The organism is Novosphingobium sp. FKTRR1, from assembly GCF_020404405.1.
Lineage (GTDB): Bacteria > Pseudomonadota > Alphaproteobacteria > Sphingomonadales > Sphingomonadaceae > Novosphingobium.
The window spans coordinates 1-20,239 of record NZ_JAIZDA010000003.1; the positions used below are offsets into that span (position 1 = coordinate 1).

The following is a 20,239-nucleotide window of genomic DNA, read 5'->3' on the forward strand; positions in this document are numbered from 1 at the left end:
CCTCGCCAAAGACTGGGAACGCTCCATCGAGAGCTCGACCGCGTGGGCGAATATCGCTTCTATCCGGATGCTAACCCGCAGAATTGCGCGACTTTCAGCCGCATGACAGACTTTTGAATCGGGCTCTTAGGTCGTAAACTCATAAATCGCGCCGTTCGGGTGTCCCTTCGGGATTTACCTCGCGGTGAACTTCGTTTGACCAAAACGGCCCATTGCAGCGTCGGAAAGGCTTGAGATATCGACATATCCCTGCGCATTCCTTCCTTGCACTGAGCCGTTTTGCTTCAAACCTCGATATCTCGATTTATGAGTTTACGACCTAATTCAGGCCGATGCAGAGCGCGATCTTGTATTCGGCTATCAGGATTATGCCGATACCATAGCGGGCATAGCCAGCTTTCGCAGGCCTGCAGATGCTTGATGCGCAGGCGCTACAAGCGATAGCTTGCGCGTACTGGTCAGAGCAGGCGACTTACCTTGCGCTTATTCGTCAGAACATGATGGCCACGATGCGTCGGCCCGTTCTGTTGAAGTGACGCGGTCCTTTAGGCGGGCGGCGTTGTCAGGGCGAGTGTCGACGGTGAAATCTCGAATACCTCAGGCGCCGTCCGTTCAGGGAATGGCAGCGGTCGGAACGGCGGGGCTATGGATCGAGTGCGGATTCTGGTCAGGCGGCCTGCAAGGCGGGGGATGGATCAGGGGGCGGGGGCGTAAAATTGGGCACGGGCAGATCGTCGAGCGAAGAGAATGCCGGGACCGCATCGCGCAGCAGCAGCGGAGCAGGTCCGCGCGCTACGACCCATCGCACCGGCTTGATCCGCAGCGCAAGCGCAGCCCCGGTCAGGATGGCAAAGTCTGTGCCCGGATCGCATCCCGGCAAGGCCAGAGCGCTGACGAACAACGATTGCACCAGAGCCCAGGCGCATGCCGCACCGGTGGCCAGTGTCGGATCCTGAACCGATGCATATGTCGAATGGCGCAAAGGTTTGAACGCACGGACGAAATGTAGGGTCAGTGTGATGGCGCCGACCACACCCGTACAGCCCAACACGGCGGTGACCAGACTTGAAGAGCGGAAACTGCCGGGCCCGATGCCGATACCACCGCTGACCCAGAATGCGCTGATTCCCTGCATCGCCCAAAAACGCCGCTGTGTGCCCGACGTCGAGCCGGATTTGTCGATTGTCATGTGCTTGACCAGATCGATGAACTGGTCGGCGAAGAGGGGGTGTACCGCCAGCACAACACCTACCAGAATAGTCATGGCGAGTGCCGCTGCCGCCATCCACAAGGCGCGATCAAGCGATACCGCGCCCGGAAAAACCATCGCGCGGGTGATCAGCAGGATCGCATAAAACGGCAAACCGACGTAGGCGAGGCTCGACGTGCTGAATACGAGCGCTGCCAGCAATGCCAGCGCGGCGGGGAAGGTGAACCGCGTCTCGATCCGGCGCATCCAGCATTCGAAAACGAACACGAACCAGACCATGGCGAATGCGGCATAACCCGATGCTTCGGGCCAGATCCCGGTCATCCGGACAAAACCCTGATAGGCATTGTCGAGCTGGGCATAGCTGGCATTGCGGAACATCATCAGACCAGCATCGATCGGCGTGTTCTTGCCCACCACCGACAGGAAACCAAGCGCGCTGTGGATCATTCCGACGATCGCCATTGTCCGTATCAGAGTGACGCGTCCACGCTCGTTCGAACAAACGATGTGGGCGGCCATTGCCACCAGCAATGTGCCGCACAGGTAGATCGACGTGGTGATGTTCTGCGTTGTGAATTTCAGCGGGCGGGTAGCGAAAAGATAAGCTTCGAAACTGCTGTAGCGGACTTCGGTCCGGCCGCGCAGCGGTGTCACGTCGATCATCCCGGCAAAGATGCGCGGGGCGACATAGGCAAGGACTACGCCATAGAACACGTAACTTGCCAGCCAGACATTGGCGCGCGCGGCGCGGCCGATCGCCGCCATCTGGCCGGCCCCCGGAACGAACAGGCGCATTGCCATGAAGACCAGTGCAAATTGCACCGGCGGGATCGATGAGCCTGTGCCCAGAGCCGGCAAGGTGACCGCAGCCGAGCCGCCGAACAAAGCGGACACCAGCAGAAAACCGAACATGGCTTCGATCGTGCCGCCAAGGAACAGCGACAGCCCCAGCAATGTCTGGACTGCGCCAATGAATGTCAGAATCATGATGGAGTTCCTCGCCGAGGCCAGCTCTCTGGTCGTCTTGATCCGTGATTGCTGTCCGCTTGCCTCACGGCCGGACGAACTTGTCCGACGCGCGCACCGGCTTCACGAAGGTTGCCGGATTGCCGCGCCAAAACCCGTCGGCTAGGTTGTCATCGAACATGACCGATCCCGCCGCGACAATGGTGTTGTCGTCAATGGTGGCGCCGGGCAGGACTATTGCGCCACGCCCCGGCCAGACATTGCGCCAAAGCGGGATCGACACCTGATACAGCGCATCATGTTCGCGCATAGACGGATGCCTGGTGTTTGCGAGCTTGCGACTGGTTTTCGGCCGATGTTGGTGGCCGAAGGTTCTCCGATGGCGCCAGATAGGCTCGCCCGTCGACCTGAGGACGGTCCGTTCACCGATCGAGGCCGAGACGCCATGCGCCAGCTCCAGACGGACCAGGGTTGGTCCGCATGGCAGATCGACCCCGCAAGCGGTGAACAGCTTGTCAGCGCGCTTGTTTGTCGGAAACCGACAGCCGTGGATGGCAAAACGCCGACCAGCGCGCGTTCCGCGAAGTCGCATGCGCAAGGAGGCTCGAAGGGTGACCAGATTGGCCACGGGTTGCAGGAGGGGCCCGCAACGGTTCCGCGCCGTTAGCATAGGCTCCTGCTGTCTCCCGCGGCTGGCTGCCAGCTCGGCCAGCGGCAGAGCCCGCCCTTTCACGCGTAGTACCCCTTGTACGAATGATAGAAGGCATCGTCGCCGTAGCCGAAGCGCGCCTGCTTGCGCATGTTGACGCGGGTCAGGGCCACGCCCGCCAGTTGGACGCGGTCATCAGGCAGAAGTCGCAAGGCGGATCGCAAGGCAGCTTCGGGTGTCTTGCGCCAGCGCACGAGGACGAGCGCGGCATCAACCTTGCCCAGCACAAGCCGTGCATCCGCGATCGGCAGAACCGGTGCGGTGTCGATCAGGACCGCATGGAACCGGCTGCGCGCCAGATCGAGCAGTCGATCCATTTCCTCGCCAGTCAACAGTTCGGGCGCATCGGCTACGTCCGCTGCGAGCGGCAGGATCGACAGGCCGGTTGCCGGATCGATCACCAGCGCTTCATCCAGCGTCGCTGTTCCGCGCAAGACTTCCATCAGGCCGGGGCGCGATTCGTCACCGCGCAGAAAGCGGCTGACGCCTTGGCGGCGCACGTCGCCATCGATCAGCAGCACGTCATCCCCGGCCGCGGCCATCGATCGGGCGAGGCAGATCGCCGTGGTCGTCTTGCCCTCATCGGGCAGCGCTGATGTAACCGCGATGATCCGTGCCATCGTAGTGTTCATGGCAATCGATGCACGTAACGATCGGAAGCTTTCGGTGAATGCCGAGCGCGGGTCTTCGAGCAGAGCGGTGGCTGGAACTTTGGTCCCCCCTTTGCGCATGACCGATTCGAGAGCGGGGATCGAACCCAGGTAACGAACCCCCAAACGCTGCTCGATATCGTCGCCCGTTGTCAGGCCGCTAAAGGTCATCTCGGCGGCAAAGGCGGCCGCGATGCCAAGGCCAAGGCCAAAGGCGAGCGATAGCGCCAGATTCAGGACAACGTGCGGGCTGTCGGGCTTTGTCGGAACGGCTGCAGGGTGAAGAAGATCGGCGTCTGCCGCCTCGGTCCCTTCGCGTGCGGTCAGTTCCTTGTACCGGTTGAGGTAGCTTTCATAGAGCGCGTTCGATGTCTCGGCGCGCTTTTCGAGATCCTGAAGTCCGGTTGCTGCGGCGTTGTTGGTGGCGAGCGTTCCGCGCGATTGATCGAGCGAGCCGCTGAGCGATGCGAGGCGCTGTTGCGAGACGCGCGCTCTCGCTTCCAGCGAGGACAGCACCCGCTGCGTTTCGGCTGATATCTGAGCATTGATCGCCTGCGTTGCGGCGCGCGCGCGAATGACGTCGGGGTGGAGGCTTCCATAGCGCGCTTCAAGCCCTGCAAGTTCGCTGGCAGCCTGCGATTGTTGCGCGCGCAATGCCGAGATCCCGGCTGAAGCGGTGGTTTCACCCACGCCGCCCGCGCTGGCCCCTTGCGCCAGTTGGCGACGTGCCGCGTCAAGGCGGGCCGAGTCTTCTGCCGATTGCGCCCGCGCCTGCGCCACTTCCTGATTGTAGGCCGAGATTTCCTGTTCGGTCAGGGTGCCTTGGGTGGTGCTGAGGAGGTTGTGCGCGAAACGATAGCGTTGGACGGCCGCGGTATCGGCAAGTGCTTGTTGCCGCAACTGGTCAAGCCGCGTGGCGATAAGCATCGTGGTCCCGCGCGCCTCGTTCCGTTTCCGCGCCAGCGCGCCCTCGGTGTATTGGCGGGCAAAGGCGTTGGCGATGCGGGCTGCCTCGGCCGGGTCGGTGCTTTCAAAGGCGATGCCTATGCCATAGGTCGTGCTGATCCGCTGGACCGCGACATTCCGGCGCACGTAGTCAAACGCCGCTTCACGTGCGGCAGACGGCGTGCGGCCTGTCGCGAAGCGGGGTTGGTTTGCCAGGCCGAGGCCATCGACCACTGCCGCCATGTTGGCTTCGGACGTGACGATCGAGACTTGCGTGTCGACAAATGTCTCGTTCGGTATCCCGGGATCCGGCCGCTCGCCCGAACCGGTCGGAGCTACTTCCTGCGGCCTGCTGTTCAACGTGACTTCGGCGCGAGCGATATAGCTTGGCTTCTGCCTTGCAGTCAGGACCAATCCAGCCGCCAGCACCACAAGAAGTACCGCCAGGAACACGCCCACCCGGCGCCGGAACACGGCGGTCAGGTGTTGCAGATCGACCCGGTCTGCTGCCGGTGGCGGCACCCGCGTTTCAAAAGCGGGCGCCGAGAATGCTGCCGCACCGCTACCATATACCCCGATTGCCGTTGTTGCCGACGAGTTCACCGCTACCCTCCATCGCTACCGAACTACGCCGTGGGGCGGTTTGCCCATCAAACGCGGTTCGGCTCTGGTGCCTGTTTGCCCTTACCCATCATTGGCTCGGGACTTGCCACAAGACTAAGCGATGCGGCTTTGTGCGGAAGGCAAAGCATATCCGCTGCGGAGGCAAAAGGACGCCTCCAACACGGATCGAACGCATGGTGACCATCGCACAAATGCACTGCCTGAAGCTGGCGGCGACTTATCGAGTTCGCCGACCGGGTGGGTTGACAGAATCTCTACCAATCTGTTGCGGCGCAATTCCGTGAGGTTTCGTAAGGTTCATGCCTGATAAGGGGGATTGCGACACCCGCGCCATGGCCGTCCCATCTTGCGCAACGCGCCGCCTGTTGTTCGCCAAAGTGGTGGGAATCTGTCCGCGGAACACCTCCAACTTGGAGTTTTCGTTACGGGGCGGCCGATTGTGCTTTGTCCTCTGCTGCATAGAATAGGGAGGACGAGATGCGGCACCGTTCTGGTGAACCGTGAAAAGCATTGGGGCGATTCATGCGCAAATGTTTGGCGACTGCCGTCGCGACGGCACTTCTTGGTTCCAGTTTGGCTGGCTGCGCCGGTGCTGCGCCACCCCCGTTGGCGGCTGCGGATGCCGGGCAGGGCCTTGCTGGGTACCGGCTCGGAGCTGGTGACCGGTTGAGGATCACGGTCTACAACGAACCAACCTTGACCGGGGAATACAACGTGACGCCGGGCGGTACTGTCGCCTTCCCGCTGATCGGCGCGATCGACGCGCAGGGCCGCACGATTGAGGTTGTTACGCAGGAGCTCTCTCACCGTCTGGCCGGCGGTTATGTCAATGACCCGCACGTCAGCGTCGAGGTTTTGAACTATCGACCGTTCTACATTCTGGGCGAAGTCAACAAGCCCGGCGAATACCCCTACGCAGCGGGTTTGACGATTGAACAGGCAGTAGCCTTGGCTGGCGGCTACACCTACCGCGCCAACGAGAGCAAGGCCGTCTTGCGACGTCAGACATCTGGCGCCGAAGGCACAGTCGCTTTGCGCGGCGGGCAAGTGCCCGTGCTGCCGGGCGACACGATCCGCATCGGACAGCGCTACTTTTGATCAGCGCTCGTCCTGCGATGCTGTTCGCGCGCTGACTGGCAGCATTCCGCTCGGAATGGCTGAAACGGACTGTAAGCGGATTTGCGCTGCCCGACGATCGTCTGCCGGTTATCGGGTAGATGACAGGTCTGTCGACACGAGCGCAGACTGTCCGATGCTGCAGGCCTCCCTTATGCGCACATTTGAGCCGGTATTCGGCGCGGACACGAGCGAGCATGCCGAGGAAACTGTCGGCCAACTGTGAATGACCCCTAGTCTCCTAGACGCGCTCTGCTTCCAAGATCTGCTGCCGATTGAACTCGGCGGGAGACAGCATCCCGTACCTGACCTGCTTGCGCACCGGATTGTAGAACATCTCGATGTAATTGAACACGTCCAGCCGAGCTTCCTCGCGGGTCTAGGCGGCGTGGACAGATTCCACGAGGCCACGGCTGGAGTCAAAAGCCGTCAATTCGAGGAGGTGAGGTGATGGAATATGCCGATATTCCGAGCCGAACCGACGCGGAAGTGGCGGCTTTTGGCCCAGCCCCTGCGGGGGTGCCCTGTAAAGGGCCCCAACAGCATTGCTCAGCCTTGAAAGAGGCCACTCTTCCTGCGGCTTCGCGCTTCGCTGGGGCCCTTTACAGGGCAGCCGTGGCCACATGGAATTTGTCCGCGCCGCATAGGGGCTATTGAGTGCCAGCATTTGATTTCCGAACCGGGCTTACGCAAGTTGCTCGCCTAAAGCCAGTCTGCCAGCAGTCGCGCTGCCGAAGCGCCTTCCGGCAAGCATTGGCGATGATCGGGACGTGGGGTGCGTGCGCAATTCCACCAAACGCCTTCGGCCCCTGTTCTGCTGTCATGGACATAGAGAAAGCCAAGGCGATTGGCGCCATCGGTATGATTGAGCTCCGCCCCTGTGATGCGACCGAAAACCACGCAACGCGCTTTACCCTTGCACAACCCGAATGCACGGACGGCGTAACTGCCAGCGTAGCTTGCCAGGTCAAGCGGCATGTCGATGTGTTCCGTCCCCGAAACGGTGGACGCTGTTGATCCGACTTGCTGTTCCCTGACCGATGCGTACCGTGTGTCGAGCTGTCTTGCCGCGGCAGTTGGGTTTGTCACAGTGGACGACATGCGCCGGGCTGCCTCCTCGTCAGCTGCTGGGCTGAAGGTCAGCGCGGTCTGGTCGTACTCCAATCTTAGCGTGTGGACCGGCGAAAGCATGGCCAACGTCGGCTGCGTGGGCTCGTCAGCCGGGGTTCGGTTAGCTTTCAGCGCGCTGCGCGACCCCCAAAAGCCGGGCCAGCGATAGAACAGGTGTGCGCCCACTTGCGCCAGCTTGACCAACCCGTCGCGCCAATAAGGCACTACATAGTCGGCGTGATAGTGTGTGGCGAGACCGACATCACGTGCGACCGCCCCCGTCAGCGCAGCCTGCGCAATCGCCCGCGCGCGCACCCAAGCCGATGCCGAGGGGCGTCGCGCAGACAACGAGCCGTCGCAGGTAAAAGTGAACTGGCAACCGGTCTTGCGTTCCGAACCCTGGAAAATCACACCGCAAACCGACGCTGGGAAAGCAGGGTGGCGCGCCCGGTTGAGCACGACTTGCGCCACCGCACGCTCTCCGTCGGGAGCGTCGCCCGCTTCGTACCATGCCGCCGCAGCCAGACAATCGACCGCACGGTCATGCGCGATCCCCGTAAGTGCAGCTGCAGGCCACGGCGGCGCTACGTCCGGCGAAGGATGGAATGCTACGGCCGCATTCGCGGCCTCAGCCTTTTCGCGGCTGAGCGGCCGGAGCGATACCGGGTCCGGAAGGGTCAAGAATAACGGTACTTTCTCGCTCGCGGAGGAGGGCGAGGCATGCAGATCCATTTGCTCCGCCGTATCGGAGACCGTGCGCGGTAGATGACCGATCAGCAGGCCCGCTGCCAGAAAAAAGCCTGTTGCCATCACAATGCGGACGGTCAGATCGCGCCAGGCCGGCGGAGCCACCATCGCCCTAACCAGTTCCATCATGGACCGCGTCACGGCGAAGCGCGCGCGCTCCACGATCGAATTCCAGCCTATTGCCGTCAGACCGGACGAGGATGCGGGAAAGGAGGCCATTGCTGTCGCTTGGCGCCGTTACAGGCGATACCGCACGGATATCATGGCGCGATTGTTGTCGTATTCGCGCATTTGGGCGGTTGGCACGTTGTTTCGCCGCAAACCATGCAACAGCGTGAAATCCACCTGCCAATGCGTATCGACCAGCCATGTCGTGGCGAACTGGGCGGTTCCGAAGGTATCGCGCTGTTCGCCCCCGCGGAATGCCGCGCGGGTGAAGGTGATCGCAGGGCGCAGAATGAAGTTGCGCAGCAGTTCATGATCAGCAGCAATCGAGAAGGTATCCTCGCGCACGCCGGCAATGCCAACGATGGGCGATCGTTGAAAGGTGCGCGCCGCGCGCAAACGCACCGTCGTCAACCCTGTCGGGCTCCACGCCAGCGCTCCATTGAAAGCCAACGCGCGGATTGCCGGAAAGCGCCCATCGTGAAACTTTTGCCCGATATAACCAAGTCCGATTTCGCCCTGAACAAGCCGGTTCCCTCCGAAAGCCACGCCGGCCAGCACGGTGGTGCCGTTGGAATTGCGGTCCACGCCGCCCGGTTGTTCACGCGTATAGCGGCTGTGCGACAACGACAGATCGATGAACCCTGCCAAGCCGGGCGAAATGCCCTTCGCCACGCGCGCATTGCCCGATGTCACCTCATAATCGCGCGGGGACAGATCGATCGTCGCGCCATCAAGCTGGCGATCCTGATACACGAACCGCTGATACCGGCCGCCGAGATGAAAGCGTACGGTGCCGACGTCCTGCTCGAGCGCGATAGCGCCGATCGTGCGGTCAAAGCCGATCGGTTTTGTGCCGAACAATGTGTCACCGGTCGTGCCGCGTGCTTCGATCAGATGGGCTTGCGACGCCTCTGCCAGCAGAACGGTTCGGCGGGCAAGGTTCAGCCGCCCGTTGGCCGACGCGTCAAACGATTGGGTGTCTTCCGACCGGTGGCTGGCGTAACGCTCTAACCGAGCGTCGGCCCGAACAGCCAGTTCATGGTTTGGCCCGCGCGACGCCAGCACGATGCCGGGACGCAACGCGATGCCGACATCGCGCACTTTCACATCGCTGCGAGCATAAAGATTGTCGGTGACCGTGGCGTCGACCTGCAACACCGGCGCGACTTCCAACGGACCGAACCGGATAGGAGGCGGTTCGTACCCCGGTCGCGAGCGCGCGTTGACCGTGTCCCGCGCCGCTCGGGCTTCGACTGCGTTTTGTGCATGTGCGGCCTCTGTGCTGGCAAGCATTCCGCCGATCGCGACCATGCGAATGGCACAAGAACAGTGTCCGCGCACGCCCCGCAACCGCATTGTTTTTCCGCCTCCGCATCGTCAAAACCCGATCCGGAGTTATCACCGTTATGCCATGGTGTGCGCGCAATTGCCGCCGTATCCGAGCAAGTACTCAGCGTTTTGCACCCGCATTCGTCCGGAATTAACCACTGGGCGAAAGTGTTCGTTGAGTGTGCTGGCCGATAGAAACAGGCATGACGCGATCCAGCCATCACCGCCCGTCCGGTTTGTTAGCCAACCTCATGCCGCGCACGCTTGTGCGCTTCGCCAGAGTGGCGGCGGCCTGCATCGGGCTGGCCATGATCGTCGGCTACGTTGGTAACAGCCTTACCCTGGAAAGCGCTGCGCTCGGCAGCTTCGCGCTGGCGGTGACCCTGTTGCTGGCAGTACCAGACCAGCGGAGTTCGGAACTGCTGGCCGCGGCCGCAATCTGGCTCACTACCGGGGAGTTCCTGACCGCCGTCCATGATGGGCACTTTGCGGTTTGGCGCTGGCTCGTTGCGATCGCCACGGTCGGCATGGTCTTGGTATCGCTGAAAGTGCAGTATTTGCGTATGCTTGCGCGCAGCAACCCCTATCGCACCATTGGTGATCTCGACCGACGGGCAAGGTCCACCGGCGTTCTGCCGTTGGGGGCTGCGACAGCCGCAGGAGCGCGCAGTTTCGATCCAGCAGGCCAAAGCAGACGCGAAGGTTCGTCGCCTGCAGCCTGAACGGCTCTGCCCGTGCGGTCCAACCGCGCGGTGTAGTGGCCGACAAGCGCATCGATCCAACCTTCGGGCGAATGAGCCAAAGCCGCAGTTTTTTGAAAGGCGGCGTGGCTCATCCGGCAAACCAGACTGTCGTCATCGGCCAATTGCCGCAACATCGCGCCAAGTGCAGCAGGGTCGCGCGGATCGGCGGCCAAAGCGGCGCCGCTTGCCACGAGATCGTCGGCTAGAAGAGCGCTGTGCGGCAACACGACAGGCAGCCCGCTTAGCGCAGCTTCCATTGCCACCAAGCCGTATGGCTCCGGATAGCGGCTGGGCATGATCAACGCGCGCGCGCGCGGCGATTTCCGCGATCTGATCGGTCGCAAGCCTGCCGGTGAAACGTGCTTGCGGATAGCGTTCCCGCAAAGTGGGAGCCAGCACACCGTCGCCAACGATGCAGATCGGCACGCCAGCGCGCGCGGCCGCTTCGAGTGCGAGGTCTGGGCCTTTGGTTTCCTCAAGCCGTCCGACGAACAGGAATTCGCGATTGGTTTCGGCGGGGATGCGCTTGCGACTGAACGGCATGACCGGGTTTGGCAACGTGTGGATCGCATGATCGGGAATACCTGCTCGCCGCAAGTACGGCTTCATCGCCGCATGAATGGCCAGCACCGGGGGTGAGGCACCAGGGCGGTAGACCGCGCGTTGGATCATCGCCCGCGCGATCCGCCAGAGCTTGTGCGCGCGGCCTCGGCGATCGCAGGCGGCGATCAGGCAGCCGGGGCCGAGCGGGCGATGCGGGCAGGGCGCTCCCGTGCGCAAATCGGCAAACGCTCCGTTCGGACATGCGAGGAAGAAGTCATGCGCCGAAATGACCAGCCGCTCGCGCACCGGGGCCAATGCGGCAAACACCGCAGGCGACAGGATCTGCGACCAACCGTGAAGATGATAGACCGTTCGCGGCGTGTCGTTCTGCGCGATCCAATCGCGGACGAGCGTGAACGCAGCGCGGTTCCACAGTCCATCGCGCAATGCCGATCCAAAGCCGCGCGCCAGCAGACGCCCTGCGCCCAGTCCGACGCAGGAAACGCCGGAGCCTGCCCATGCTTCAACATCGACCCTGTCACCGGCGAGAATGGTCACGGCATGGCCGCGCGCGCTCAGGGCCCGTGCCGACGCCACGGCAAGCGCGCTGGCTCCGCCCATCGGACTGGACAAGTCGTTGATCACGACGATCCGGTCGATGCCGCTCTGTATGCTTGGTTTGTCGGTCGACACGGTACCGGTCGTCATGCAGGTTCGGCCGAGACAGGCTGCCACGCTGTGCCGAAAGCAGCCATTTGGCTTGGCGGAGCCGAACCGATGTTGACACCGGCTGCCGCTGCTGCAAGCCGCCGGGCCATGCGCCCGATATCCCGGCTGGTCCGATCGATCAGATGAGCAAGTGCTGTTGCATCGACGCCTTCGTCCAACGCCCGGCGGGCCAAGGCGGTCAACTGCGATGCAGGAAGGTCATCGGTCGCAGCGATGTAAGCGTCGCGCCCGGCAAGGGCAAAGAAGCTTTCCAGTTTAACGTCCCACTTCAGCCCGATGGTAGGGATGGCAAAGGCATGCGCGGCGATGCAGGCGTGCATCCGGTGCGCCACGACAAGATCGCAACTCGAAATGAAGGTGACCAGTTCGGCGGGATCGACGAAGGGGTTGGTGATGGTGACCGGTCCCCGCGCTTGCGCGATCCAGCCTGGTCCCATCATCGCCAGATAGTCACGGTCTTCGGGGCTGCCGTTGGTGAACAGTGCCACGCGCAGTCCGGCGTCTGTCAAGGCACGGGCCGCTTGCCCATACCAGAGATCGGTCGCGCGGTCCTGTTCGGACCCTTCAGGGTCGGCGTGGCCGGTGGCGTGGTAGCGCAAGGCCATCGGCGCAGTCACGCACAAGCCAGCAACCGGCCCGTCATAAGCCGGGGCGCCGCGCCGAAAGTGCCTTGCGGCAAGCAGACCGGGGTCGCCCGCCAATTCAGCCGGTGGCAGGCCAGCCGGTTCGAGTTGAGTGCTCCAGGCTAGTTGCGATTGTCGATCACGCACGGTGACCGATGCCAGTCGCGCGGTGCCGATCGCGCGGGAGAACAGCGCCCTTCCGGCGCGCGACCAGCCCTTGTTCGCCCCGACACCGTGCACGGCCAGCGGAAGCTTGCGCCGCCGTGCTTCGGCCAGTGCGGCAGCAATTTTCATCGGGAAATTCAGATCGGCATCGGTCAACAGGTTGCCACCGCCCAGCACGACCGCATCGCATCCCGCCAACTGGCGCCGGAAATGGCGTCGCAACCGCAGCGCCACCAGCCCGGCCAGCACCATGCGCGCCGCGCGCTGCCGCGCCCAGCCGGGCAGCGCTTCGAGTACCGAGATCAGGTGTCCGCGGCGACTTGGCCGGATGGCGGGATAGGCACGTCGCCCTGCCAGATCGATCGAATGGACAAGCGCGCCGGGCAGGGCCGCTGCCAGTTCCCGCTCAAGGCATTCGGACAGCAGGCCATCCCCCAGATTGGGACTGTACTTCACGTTGAGCAGCCCGATCCGCATCAGGCAGGCCATTCCGCAAGAAACGGCGTGCGGTGCACGTTGTCGGGGCTGAACAAGGTTGATCGTTCGGTAACCATGTCCCGACATTCGCGCCAGGGAGCCCCAGCAGCAAGCAGGGATGGACCCGCTTCATAGCCGTTTCGGATCAACTTTCAACGCAAGTGCCCCCGAAGGCCGGTGCCCTAGTCTTTAGGGCCCTAACGGCGCCGAACGATGCCCGGTATCGGGATTGCCCGATCGATCAGGGTTTCAGGCCGCCTCCCAGCACGCGATAGAGCGTGACCATATTGGTCGCCTTTGTCAGCCGGGCCGTGACCAGCCCCTGCCGGGCCGAATAGGCCGTGCGCTGCGCGGTGAGCGGCTCCAGATAGGTCGCGACACCGGCGTCATAGCGCTTTTGCGACAGGCTGGCGGCCAGTTCGGCGTTGCTGAGCAGACTTGCCGCCGCATCGACCCGTGCATCGATCGTCCCGCGCCGGGCAAGGGCATCGGCAACGTCGCGAAACGCGCTCTGGATCGCCTTTTCATAGCTGGCGATGGCGGCGTCCCGGCTGGCCTTGGCGCCGGCCAAGGCATTCGCCTTGACCCCGCCATCGAACAGCGTCTGGCTAAGGCTACCGCTGGCGTTCCAGCGGAACTGCCCCGCATCGAACAAGCCGGACAGGCTGCTGCTGGCAAAGCCGAGCAGCCCGGTCAGCGAAATCGTGGGGAAGAACGCCGCACGTGCCGCGCCTATGTTGGCGTTGGCGCCTTGCAGCGTGTGTTCGGCCTGCAGCACGTCCGGACGGCGCAACAGCACCGCCGAATCGAGTCCGACCGGCAGGCTGGCGCGCACCTGATCGCCGTTGCCCAGCGTGGTAGGCAACTGCTCAGAGCCGACCGGCTGGCCGACCAGCAGATCGAGCGCATTCTTCGCTTGCGCCAATGCGGTGGTGAAGTCGGCGACATCAGCGCGCGCGCTTTCGACCTGGGTCTGGGCCTGCGCCACATCCAGCTTCGTGCCGATACCATCGCCTTCGCGTCGCTGGGTGACCTTGAGCGTCCGGGTCTGGCTGGCGAGCGTCTGCTGCGCGACGGCAAGCGCATCGGCGTTGGCGGCATAAGTCAACCATGCTGTGGCGACTTCGCCGACCAGCGCGATAGTGGCGGCCTTGCGGCCTTCATCGCTGGCGAGGTAGCTTTCGAAGGCGGCGCGGGTCAGGCTGGCCTTGCGTCCCCACAGATCTATCTCGAACGCCGACGTGCCGGCTGAGGCGGCGAAGCTCTCGGTCGTGCCCGATTGGCCCGTGCCCGACGCACCGCTCGACAGCGAGCCGTTGTGCACAGCGCTTGCCGTACCGCCCGCGGTGATGGCAGGCAGGTTGGCGGCGCGCTGCTGGCGGTAGGTGGTGCGCGCCAGTTCGACATTGGCGATCGTCACACGCAAGTCGCGGTTGTTGGCGAGCGCGGTGCCGATCACCGCCTGCAACTGCGGGTCGGTGAAGAAGTCATGCCAACCCATGGCATCGACCTGACCGTCGCCCGCTGTCAAAGCGGCATAAGCTGGTCCTTGCGGCAGGGCGGGCGGTACTGGCGCCGTGGGGCGGACATAGTGCGGCGCCATGCTGCAGCCAGCCAGCAAGAGTGCGGCACACGTCGATAGGCCGGTACGCAAGGTCATCATGCCGTGGCCTCCTGACCGGGAACGGCGGGCCGGGGCTTGCGGCCCAACCAACGCTTCACGCTGACGAAGAACAGCGGCACGAAGAAGATAGCCAGCACCGTGGCCGAGATCATCCCGCCCAGCACCGCCGTGCCGATGGCTTCGCGCCCGTTGGCGCCCGCGCCGCTCGCGATCGCCAGCGGGATCACACCCGCGATGAAGGCGACACTGGTCATCATGATCGGCCGGAAGCGCATCCGCGCCGCATCGCGCGCGGCTTCATAGGCGCTGAGGCCGCGTTGCATGCCGAACTCGGCAAACTCGACGATCAGGATCGCATTCTTGGCCGACAGCCCGATGGTGGTCAGCAAGGCGACCTGAAAATAGATGTCGTTGGCAAAGCCGCGCAGCGTGACCGCCAGCACCGCACCGATGACGCCGAGCGGGATCACCAGCAGTACCGACAGCGGCACCGTCCAGCTTTCATAGAGCGCGGCAAGGCACAGGAAGATGAAGAAGATCGAAGCGCCGAACAGCAGCGGAGCCTTGCTCGAACTGGACCGCTCCTGATAGGAAAGGCCACTCCATGCCACGTCATAGCCGCCGTTCAACTGCGCCGCATGGGCTTCCATCAGCTTCATCGCCTGACCCGAGCTTACCCCGGCGGCGCCGCTTCCCTGAAGCTGCTGGGCCGGAATACCGTTGAAGCGGCGCAGCAATAGCGGACCCGATGTCCAGCCGACATTGGCCAGCGCGCTTAGCGGTACCATGTCGCCGTTCTTGCCGCGCACCTGCCAGGTGCCAAGGTCGCTAGGGCTGGCGCGGAACGGCGCATCGCCCTGGACGTAGACCTTCTTGACCCGGCCGCGATCGACGAAGTCGTTGACGTAGGTGCCCCCCCACGCAGTGGCGATGGTGGAATTGACGTCCGACGGCGCGACCTGCAGCGCGGTGGCTGCGGCATCGTTCAGATCGACCTGTACCTGCGGGGTATTTTCCAACCCGCCAAAGCGGACCTGCGACAACTGCTTGTCGGCGTTGGCATCGTCGGTCAATTGCTTGCGCGCGGCGGTCAAGGCGTCGGCGCCCTGGCCGGAAGCATCCTGCAACCACATCTCGAAACCGGCCGAGTTGCCAAGGCCACGGATGGCGGGAGGGGCGATCACCAGCGCCTGACCGACCACTTCCTGCATGAAGTGCTTGTTCAGGCGCTTGGCGATGGCATCGGCCGAGTTGGCCGCGCCGACACGTTCGTCCCACGGCTTGAGCACGATCCATCCCTGACCGATGTTCTGGCCGTTGCCCTGCAACTGGCTGCGGCCCACGGCAACGAACACGTGGTCGACGTTGGCGCTTTCAGCCTTGCGCACATAGTCTGCCGCCTTGAGCGCGAATTCGCGGGTCTGTTCGAGCGTCGATCCGGAAGGCAGCGTGAAGCTGAGGTTCATGTTGCCCTGATCTTCATCGGGCAGGAAGCTCGTCGGCAACCGCGTATCGAGCCATAAGGCCAGCGCGGTGATCCCGGCGAACACCGCCAGCCAGGGCAGCGGACGGCCCAGGAACCCGACCAGACGGCTTTCGTAACCGGATTGCGCGCGGTCATAGTGGTGATTGAACGCGCGGAAGAAGCGATGGCGCGGCTTTTCCTCATGCTTGAGCAAAGTCGCGCACAAGGCCGGGGTCAGGATCAGCGCGACCGCCACCGACAGCGCCATCGCCGACACGATGGTGACCGAGAACTGGCGATAGATCACGCCGGTCGAGCCGCCGAAGAACGCCATCGGGATGAACACAGCGCTCAACACCAGCGTGATGCCGATCAGCGCCGAGGTGATCTCGCCCATCGACTTGATCGTGGCGTCGCGCGGGGAAAGGTGCTCCTCGGCCATCACGCGCTCGACGTTTTCGACCACGACGATGGCGTCATCGACCAGCAGGCCAATGGCCAGCACCAGCCCGAACATGGTCAGCGTGTTCATGGTATAGCCGACCGCGGCCAGCACGCCGAAGGTGCCCAGCAGCACCACCGGCACCGCGATCGCCGGGATCAGCGTGGCGCGCCAGTTTTGCAGAAAAACGTACATCACGATCACGACCAGCACGATCGCCTCGAACAGGGTTTTGATCACCTCGTTGATCGAAATTTTGACGAAGGTGCTGGAATCGCGCGGGTAATCGATGCGATAGCCGGGTGGCAGGTCTTTCGAGAGTTCGGTGACCTTGGCCTTGATCAACTCGGCGGTGGTCATCGCATTGGCGCCCGAGGCGAGGTTGGCGAACAGGCCGACCGCCGGATTGCCGTCGATCCGGCTGATCGAGGAATAGTTCTCCATCCCCATCTCGACGCGGGCGACGTCCTTCAGCCGCACGGTGGCCCCATCGACCGTGGTCTTGAGGATCAAGTTCTGGAACTGATCGATCGTCTGCAGCCGCGAACGGGCGGTGATCGTGGCGTTGAGCCGCTGTCCGTCGGGTGAGGGCTGGCCACCCACTTCACCCGCCGAGACTTGCGTGTTCTGGGCAAGCAGGGCGTTGTTCACGTCGGACGGCATGAGCCCGACCGCCGCCAGTTTGACCGGGTCGAGCCAGATGCGCATGGCGTATTGCGAACCGAACACGTCGGCATTGCCCACGCCCGGCAGGCGCGAGATCGGATCGAGCATGTGGATCGCCAGATAGTCGGCGATGTCGGCAATGTCGCTCTTGCCCGTGGTGTCGGACAGCGCGAGCATCAGCAGGAAGTCGCTTTGCGACTTGTTGACCGTCAGCCCCTGCGCCTGCACTTGCGTCGGCAAGCGGGTGAGTGCGCGCTGCAGCACGTTCTGCACTTGCACTTGCGCGGTATCGGGGTTGACGCTCTTGTCGAATGTCGCGGTGATCGAGGCCTGACCGTTGTTGCTGGTCGAGGTGAAGTAGAGCAGCCCGTCGATGCCCTTGAGCTGTTGCTCAAGCACCTGCGTTACGCTGTTCTCGATCGTCTGGGCATCGGCGCCGGGGTAGTTGGCGCTGACCGAGATCGTCGGCGGGGCGATGTCGGGGAACTGCTCGACGCCCATGGTCGAGACAGCATAAGTACCGGCGGCCATGACGACGATGGCCAGCACCCAGGCAAAGATCGGGCGATAGGCGAAAAAGCGCGACAGCATGGCCGGTCAGGCCCCCTGCTTCTTCGCACCCGCCTTGGCGGTCGACGGATCGTCGGGCCGGACGCTGCCTGCAGGCACGACCTTCACTTTCGCTCCGGGCTTGGCCTTGAGCAGACCCTCGACGACGACGCGATCGCCCGGCTTCAGCCCCGCGCTGACCACCCAGTTCTGCCCGACGGTGTTGTTGGCGGTGACTTCGCGCAGTTCCAGCACGTCATCCTTGCCGGCGACCAGCACCGTGGCCACCCCACGCGGCGTTCGTGAAAGCGCCGCCTGCGGCACCAGAATACCGTTGCTCAGCGTCGCTTGCGTCAGCCGCGCGCGCACGAACAGGCCGGGCAGCAGGTTGCCCTGCGGATTGGGCACAGAGGCGCGCAAGGTGACGGTTCCGGTCGTCTCGTTGACGTCGACATCGGCAAAGTCGAGCCGACCTTCGACCGGCCATTCGGTGCCGTCGGCCAGCACGATCCGCACGGGGGCCGAGCCATCGGCTGTGACCTTGCCCTGCGCCAGCGCGCGGCGGAGCGTCATGAAGTCGCCGCTCGACTGCTGGATGTTGACCCACAGGGGGTCGAGCCGCTGGACTTTGGCGAGCGCATCAGCCTGCCCGGTGGTCACCAGCGCGCCTTGCGTCACGCTCGATTGGCCGATGCGTCCGGTGATGGGCGCGGTGATGCGGGTGAAGCCCAGGTTCACGCCCGAGGCGGCGAGCGAGGCGCGGGCCTGTGCCACTTGCGCGCGCGACTGGTTGTAGCTGGCCAGCGCATCGGCGGCGTCCTGCTTGCTGATACCGCCATCGGCCGCCAGCGAGCGATAGCGTTCTGCTTTCAGCCGGTTGGCCTCGACCGTCGCTTCGGCTGCGGCCAGCGCGGCGCGGGCTTGCGCGTTGTTGGCGGCATAAGCGCGTGCGTCGATCTGATAGAGCGGTTGCCCTGCGCGAACCGTGCTGCCTTCGTGGAACAGGCGCGCGGTGATGATCCCGGTGACTTGCGGGCGCACTTCGGCCACCAGCGAAGCCGCCGTGCGGCCCGGCAGTTCGGTGGTCAGCGGCACGGCTTCGGCCTTGACCGTGACCACGCCGACCACGACCGGCGGCATGGTTTTGTCCGGGGCAGAGCCGCATCCGGCCAGAAGCACGAGCGGGAGCAGGCCAACGATGGTGGACGGGACGGCAAATGAAGAGTTCAGACGCAAGGGCATTCTCGCAGGCTTGAACCACCGTCGGGCACTTGGCGGTGGGGTCGGCGGGGTCGTTACCATAACGCGGCCACAGGGGAAGTGGCTGAAAGTGCGTTTGGTTCCGCCGCGACCCTTTGATACAAATCCCGCGTCTGTCACGCGCTTTCTAGGACATCTGTCCGGAAGTTAATGGAGACTGGCGATCCCGCTGCTACCGCAGTGCGCACAGTTCCATGCCGCCTGCGCTGGCAGGCGGCGCGTGCCGGGTATCAAGCGTCAGTTCGTGGCAGGGCTCGGCGCGGTATCGCCGGGTTCAGCGTGCGGCGAACAGCAAACGGCCGGGGCCTAGCTGTTCGAGCACGCTGTTGATCACGCCTTGCGAAACCGCAAAGCAACCCTGACTGCGCCCGACGCGACCCTGAATCGCGGCAAGGCCGGGTTCGACATAGGATGCGGCGTGGATGACGATGCCTCGCTGGCTGGCAAGGCTGTTTTCCGCGTCGAGCCCGATCAGCCTGCGCGACCGGCCATGGCGGCCGTAATAAGTATCGCCGGTGACGAAGCTGCCCCCGCACGAGGCTTCCGAGCCGTAGCGGTTGGACAACTGCTCGACCCACCCGCTGTTTGCCGGGTCCGAGCCCCGCCCATGGGCGACAAGGTGCGTGGCCAGCACCGCGCCATTGGCCGGATTGACGAGATGGAAGCGCGGATCGCGTGACGGCGCGGCGAAGTCGACGATGCCGATAACATCCTGCGTTGCCAGCTTTCCGCCGTGGATGCCCAAGGCTGTCCGCGCCTGCGCAAGAAGCGCGGCGAAGCGGTCGGCGGTGGCGCTGGCGGCCAGCGTGTCGGTCGTCGTGGCGGCGGTGGTCGGGGCCACGACGGGCTCTGCCGCCGCGGAAGCAGGTGCGATCAGCAACTGGCCGGACTGGCCCTGCCAGAATTGCGGCAGGAATTGTGGGTTGCCTTGTGCGCCGCCTGGTTCAACCGGAGCGCCCTTCACCACATGGGGGAGCAGAATGGACGCAGAAGCTCCGGCGAACATGCCAAGGAACTGCCGCCGATCAGCGTGCACTTTTCAAATATCCCGTTTGCGAAACCCGATGAGCATCATGGAGTACGCATTGCGGGCGGTCCTTTCAAACCGCGCAGTGCTGCAATGCGGCGAACCGTGCATTTCACGGCACTGGCCGCGCCAAACGGCCGGTGCGCCACGGAACCATCGGCCGACCGGACTGGACGAGCGGTCGAATCATCCTTCGTGATCGCGGGACGACCTTGCGGTAATCACCTTAGATTAGACGCGCCGCACTTACCTCGCCGGTTCACACTCAGTGCGTTTGCGGATCGACCGTTGCCGCGACATTCATCAACCTTGGGTGACAATATGATCGCTCCATGCAGCGCACGCGAAT

At 63.7% G+C, this 20,239-nt stretch carries 12 protein-coding genes and 4 pseudogenes; 3 read left to right on the forward strand and 13 right to left on the reverse strand.

The window, feature by feature from the left end; genetic code table 11:
- Nucleotides 1-106: pseudogene (locus LDN95_RS03775) on the forward strand (IS5/IS1182 family transposase); the annotation flags it as partial.
- 561 nt (nucleotides 107-667) lie between these two features.
- On the opposite strand, the gene LDN95_RS03780 reads toward LDN95_RS03775, so the two are convergent.
- The 3 genes from LDN95_RS03780 to LDN95_RS03790 form a co-directional block, all read right to left on the reverse strand.
- Nucleotides 668-2,200 carry a hypothetical protein gene (locus LDN95_RS03780; protein ID WP_226016310.1) on the reverse strand — a complete coding sequence of 511 codons (1,533 nt, stop codon included), beginning with the start codon at nucleotides 2,198-2,200 and terminating at the stop codon, nucleotides 668-670.
- Between the two features lie 64 nt (nucleotides 2,201-2,264).
- Nucleotides 2,265-2,807: an acyltransferase gene (locus LDN95_RS03785; RefSeq protein ID WP_226016311.1), complete on the reverse strand. Its 543-nt coding sequence runs from the start codon at nucleotides 2,805-2,807 to the stop codon at nucleotides 2,265-2,267.
- Between the two features lie 101 nt (nucleotides 2,808-2,908).
- Nucleotides 2,909-5,086 carry a polysaccharide biosynthesis tyrosine autokinase gene (locus LDN95_RS03790; protein ID WP_226016312.1) on the reverse strand — a complete coding sequence of 726 codons (2,178 nt, stop codon included), beginning with the start codon at nucleotides 5,084-5,086 and terminating at the stop codon, nucleotides 2,909-2,911.
- Between the two features lie 543 nt (nucleotides 5,087-5,629).
- Between LDN95_RS03790 and LDN95_RS03795 the strand changes: the two genes are divergently transcribed.
- Nucleotides 5,630-6,205 (forward strand): polysaccharide biosynthesis/export family protein, encoded by a 576-nt coding sequence (locus LDN95_RS03795; RefSeq protein ID WP_226016313.1) that lies wholly within the window; start codon nucleotides 5,630-5,632, stop codon nucleotides 6,203-6,205.
- Between the two features lie 259 nt (nucleotides 6,206-6,464).
- Here LDN95_RS03795 and LDN95_RS03800 read toward each other — a convergent pair.
- From LDN95_RS03800 to LDN95_RS03810, 3 genes and pseudogenes are all read right to left on the reverse strand, one after another.
- Nucleotides 6,465-6,602 (reverse strand): annotated as a pseudogene (locus LDN95_RS03800) (IS3 family transposase); the annotation flags it as partial.
- A 323-nt stretch (nucleotides 6,603-6,925) separates the two neighbouring features.
- Nucleotides 6,926-8,014 carry a cell wall hydrolase gene (locus LDN95_RS03805; protein WP_226016314.1) on the reverse strand — a complete coding sequence of 363 codons (1,089 nt, stop codon included), beginning with the start codon at nucleotides 8,012-8,014 and terminating at the stop codon, nucleotides 6,926-6,928.
- 303 nt (nucleotides 8,015-8,317) lie between these two features.
- Nucleotides 8,318-9,559 (reverse strand): outer membrane beta-barrel protein, encoded by a 1,242-nt coding sequence (locus LDN95_RS03810; RefSeq protein WP_226016315.1) that lies wholly within the window; start codon nucleotides 9,557-9,559, stop codon nucleotides 8,318-8,320.
- 269 nt (nucleotides 9,560-9,828) lie between these two features.
- On the opposite strand from LDN95_RS03810, the gene LDN95_RS03815 reads away from it, so the two are divergent.
- Nucleotides 9,829-10,299 (forward strand): hypothetical protein, encoded by a 471-nt coding sequence (locus LDN95_RS03815; RefSeq protein WP_226016316.1) that lies wholly within the window; start codon nucleotides 9,829-9,831, stop codon nucleotides 10,297-10,299.
- A gap of 155 nt (nucleotides 10,300-10,454) precedes the next feature.
- Here LDN95_RS03815 and LDN95_RS23280 read toward each other — a convergent pair.
- From LDN95_RS23280 to LDN95_RS03845, 7 genes and pseudogenes are all read right to left on the reverse strand, one after another.
- Nucleotides 10,455-10,892: pseudogene (locus LDN95_RS23280) on the reverse strand (hypothetical protein); the annotation flags it as partial.
- Nucleotides 10,893-10,923: 31 nt separating this feature from the next.
- Nucleotides 10,924-11,571 (reverse strand): annotated as a pseudogene (locus tag LDN95_RS23285) (glycosyl transferase family 1); the annotation flags it as partial.
- Entirely contained in the window at nucleotides 11,568-12,857 is a 1,290-nt protein-coding gene (locus tag LDN95_RS03825; RefSeq protein WP_226016318.1) for a polysaccharide pyruvyl transferase family protein, read from the reverse strand. The pseudogene LDN95_RS23285 and the gene LDN95_RS03825, both read right to left, overlap by 4 nt.
- 241 nt (nucleotides 12,858-13,098) lie before the next feature.
- Nucleotides 13,099-14,520, reverse strand: a complete 1,422-nt coding sequence (locus tag LDN95_RS03830; RefSeq protein ID WP_370631646.1) for an efflux transporter outer membrane subunit — start codon at nucleotides 14,518-14,520, stop codon at nucleotides 13,099-13,101.
- Nucleotides 14,517-17,645, reverse strand: coding sequence for an efflux RND transporter permease subunit (locus LDN95_RS03835; protein WP_226016319.1), 3,129 nt, complete (start codon nucleotides 17,643-17,645; stop codon nucleotides 14,517-14,519). Before LDN95_RS03835 ends, LDN95_RS03830 begins: the two co-directional genes overlap by 4 nt.
- A 6-nt stretch (nucleotides 17,646-17,651) precedes the next feature.
- Nucleotides 17,652-18,845, reverse strand: a complete 1,194-nt coding sequence (locus LDN95_RS03840) for an efflux RND transporter periplasmic adaptor subunit (RefSeq protein WP_226016320.1) — start codon at nucleotides 18,843-18,845, stop codon at nucleotides 17,652-17,654.
- Nucleotides 18,846-19,137: 292 nt separating this feature from the next.
- Complete coding sequence (locus tag LDN95_RS03845) at nucleotides 19,138-19,869, reverse strand: murein L,D-transpeptidase catalytic domain family protein (protein ID WP_226016321.1); 732 nt, start codon at nucleotides 19,867-19,869, stop codon at nucleotides 19,138-19,140.
- Between the last annotated feature and the right edge of the window lie 370 nt (nucleotides 19,870-20,239).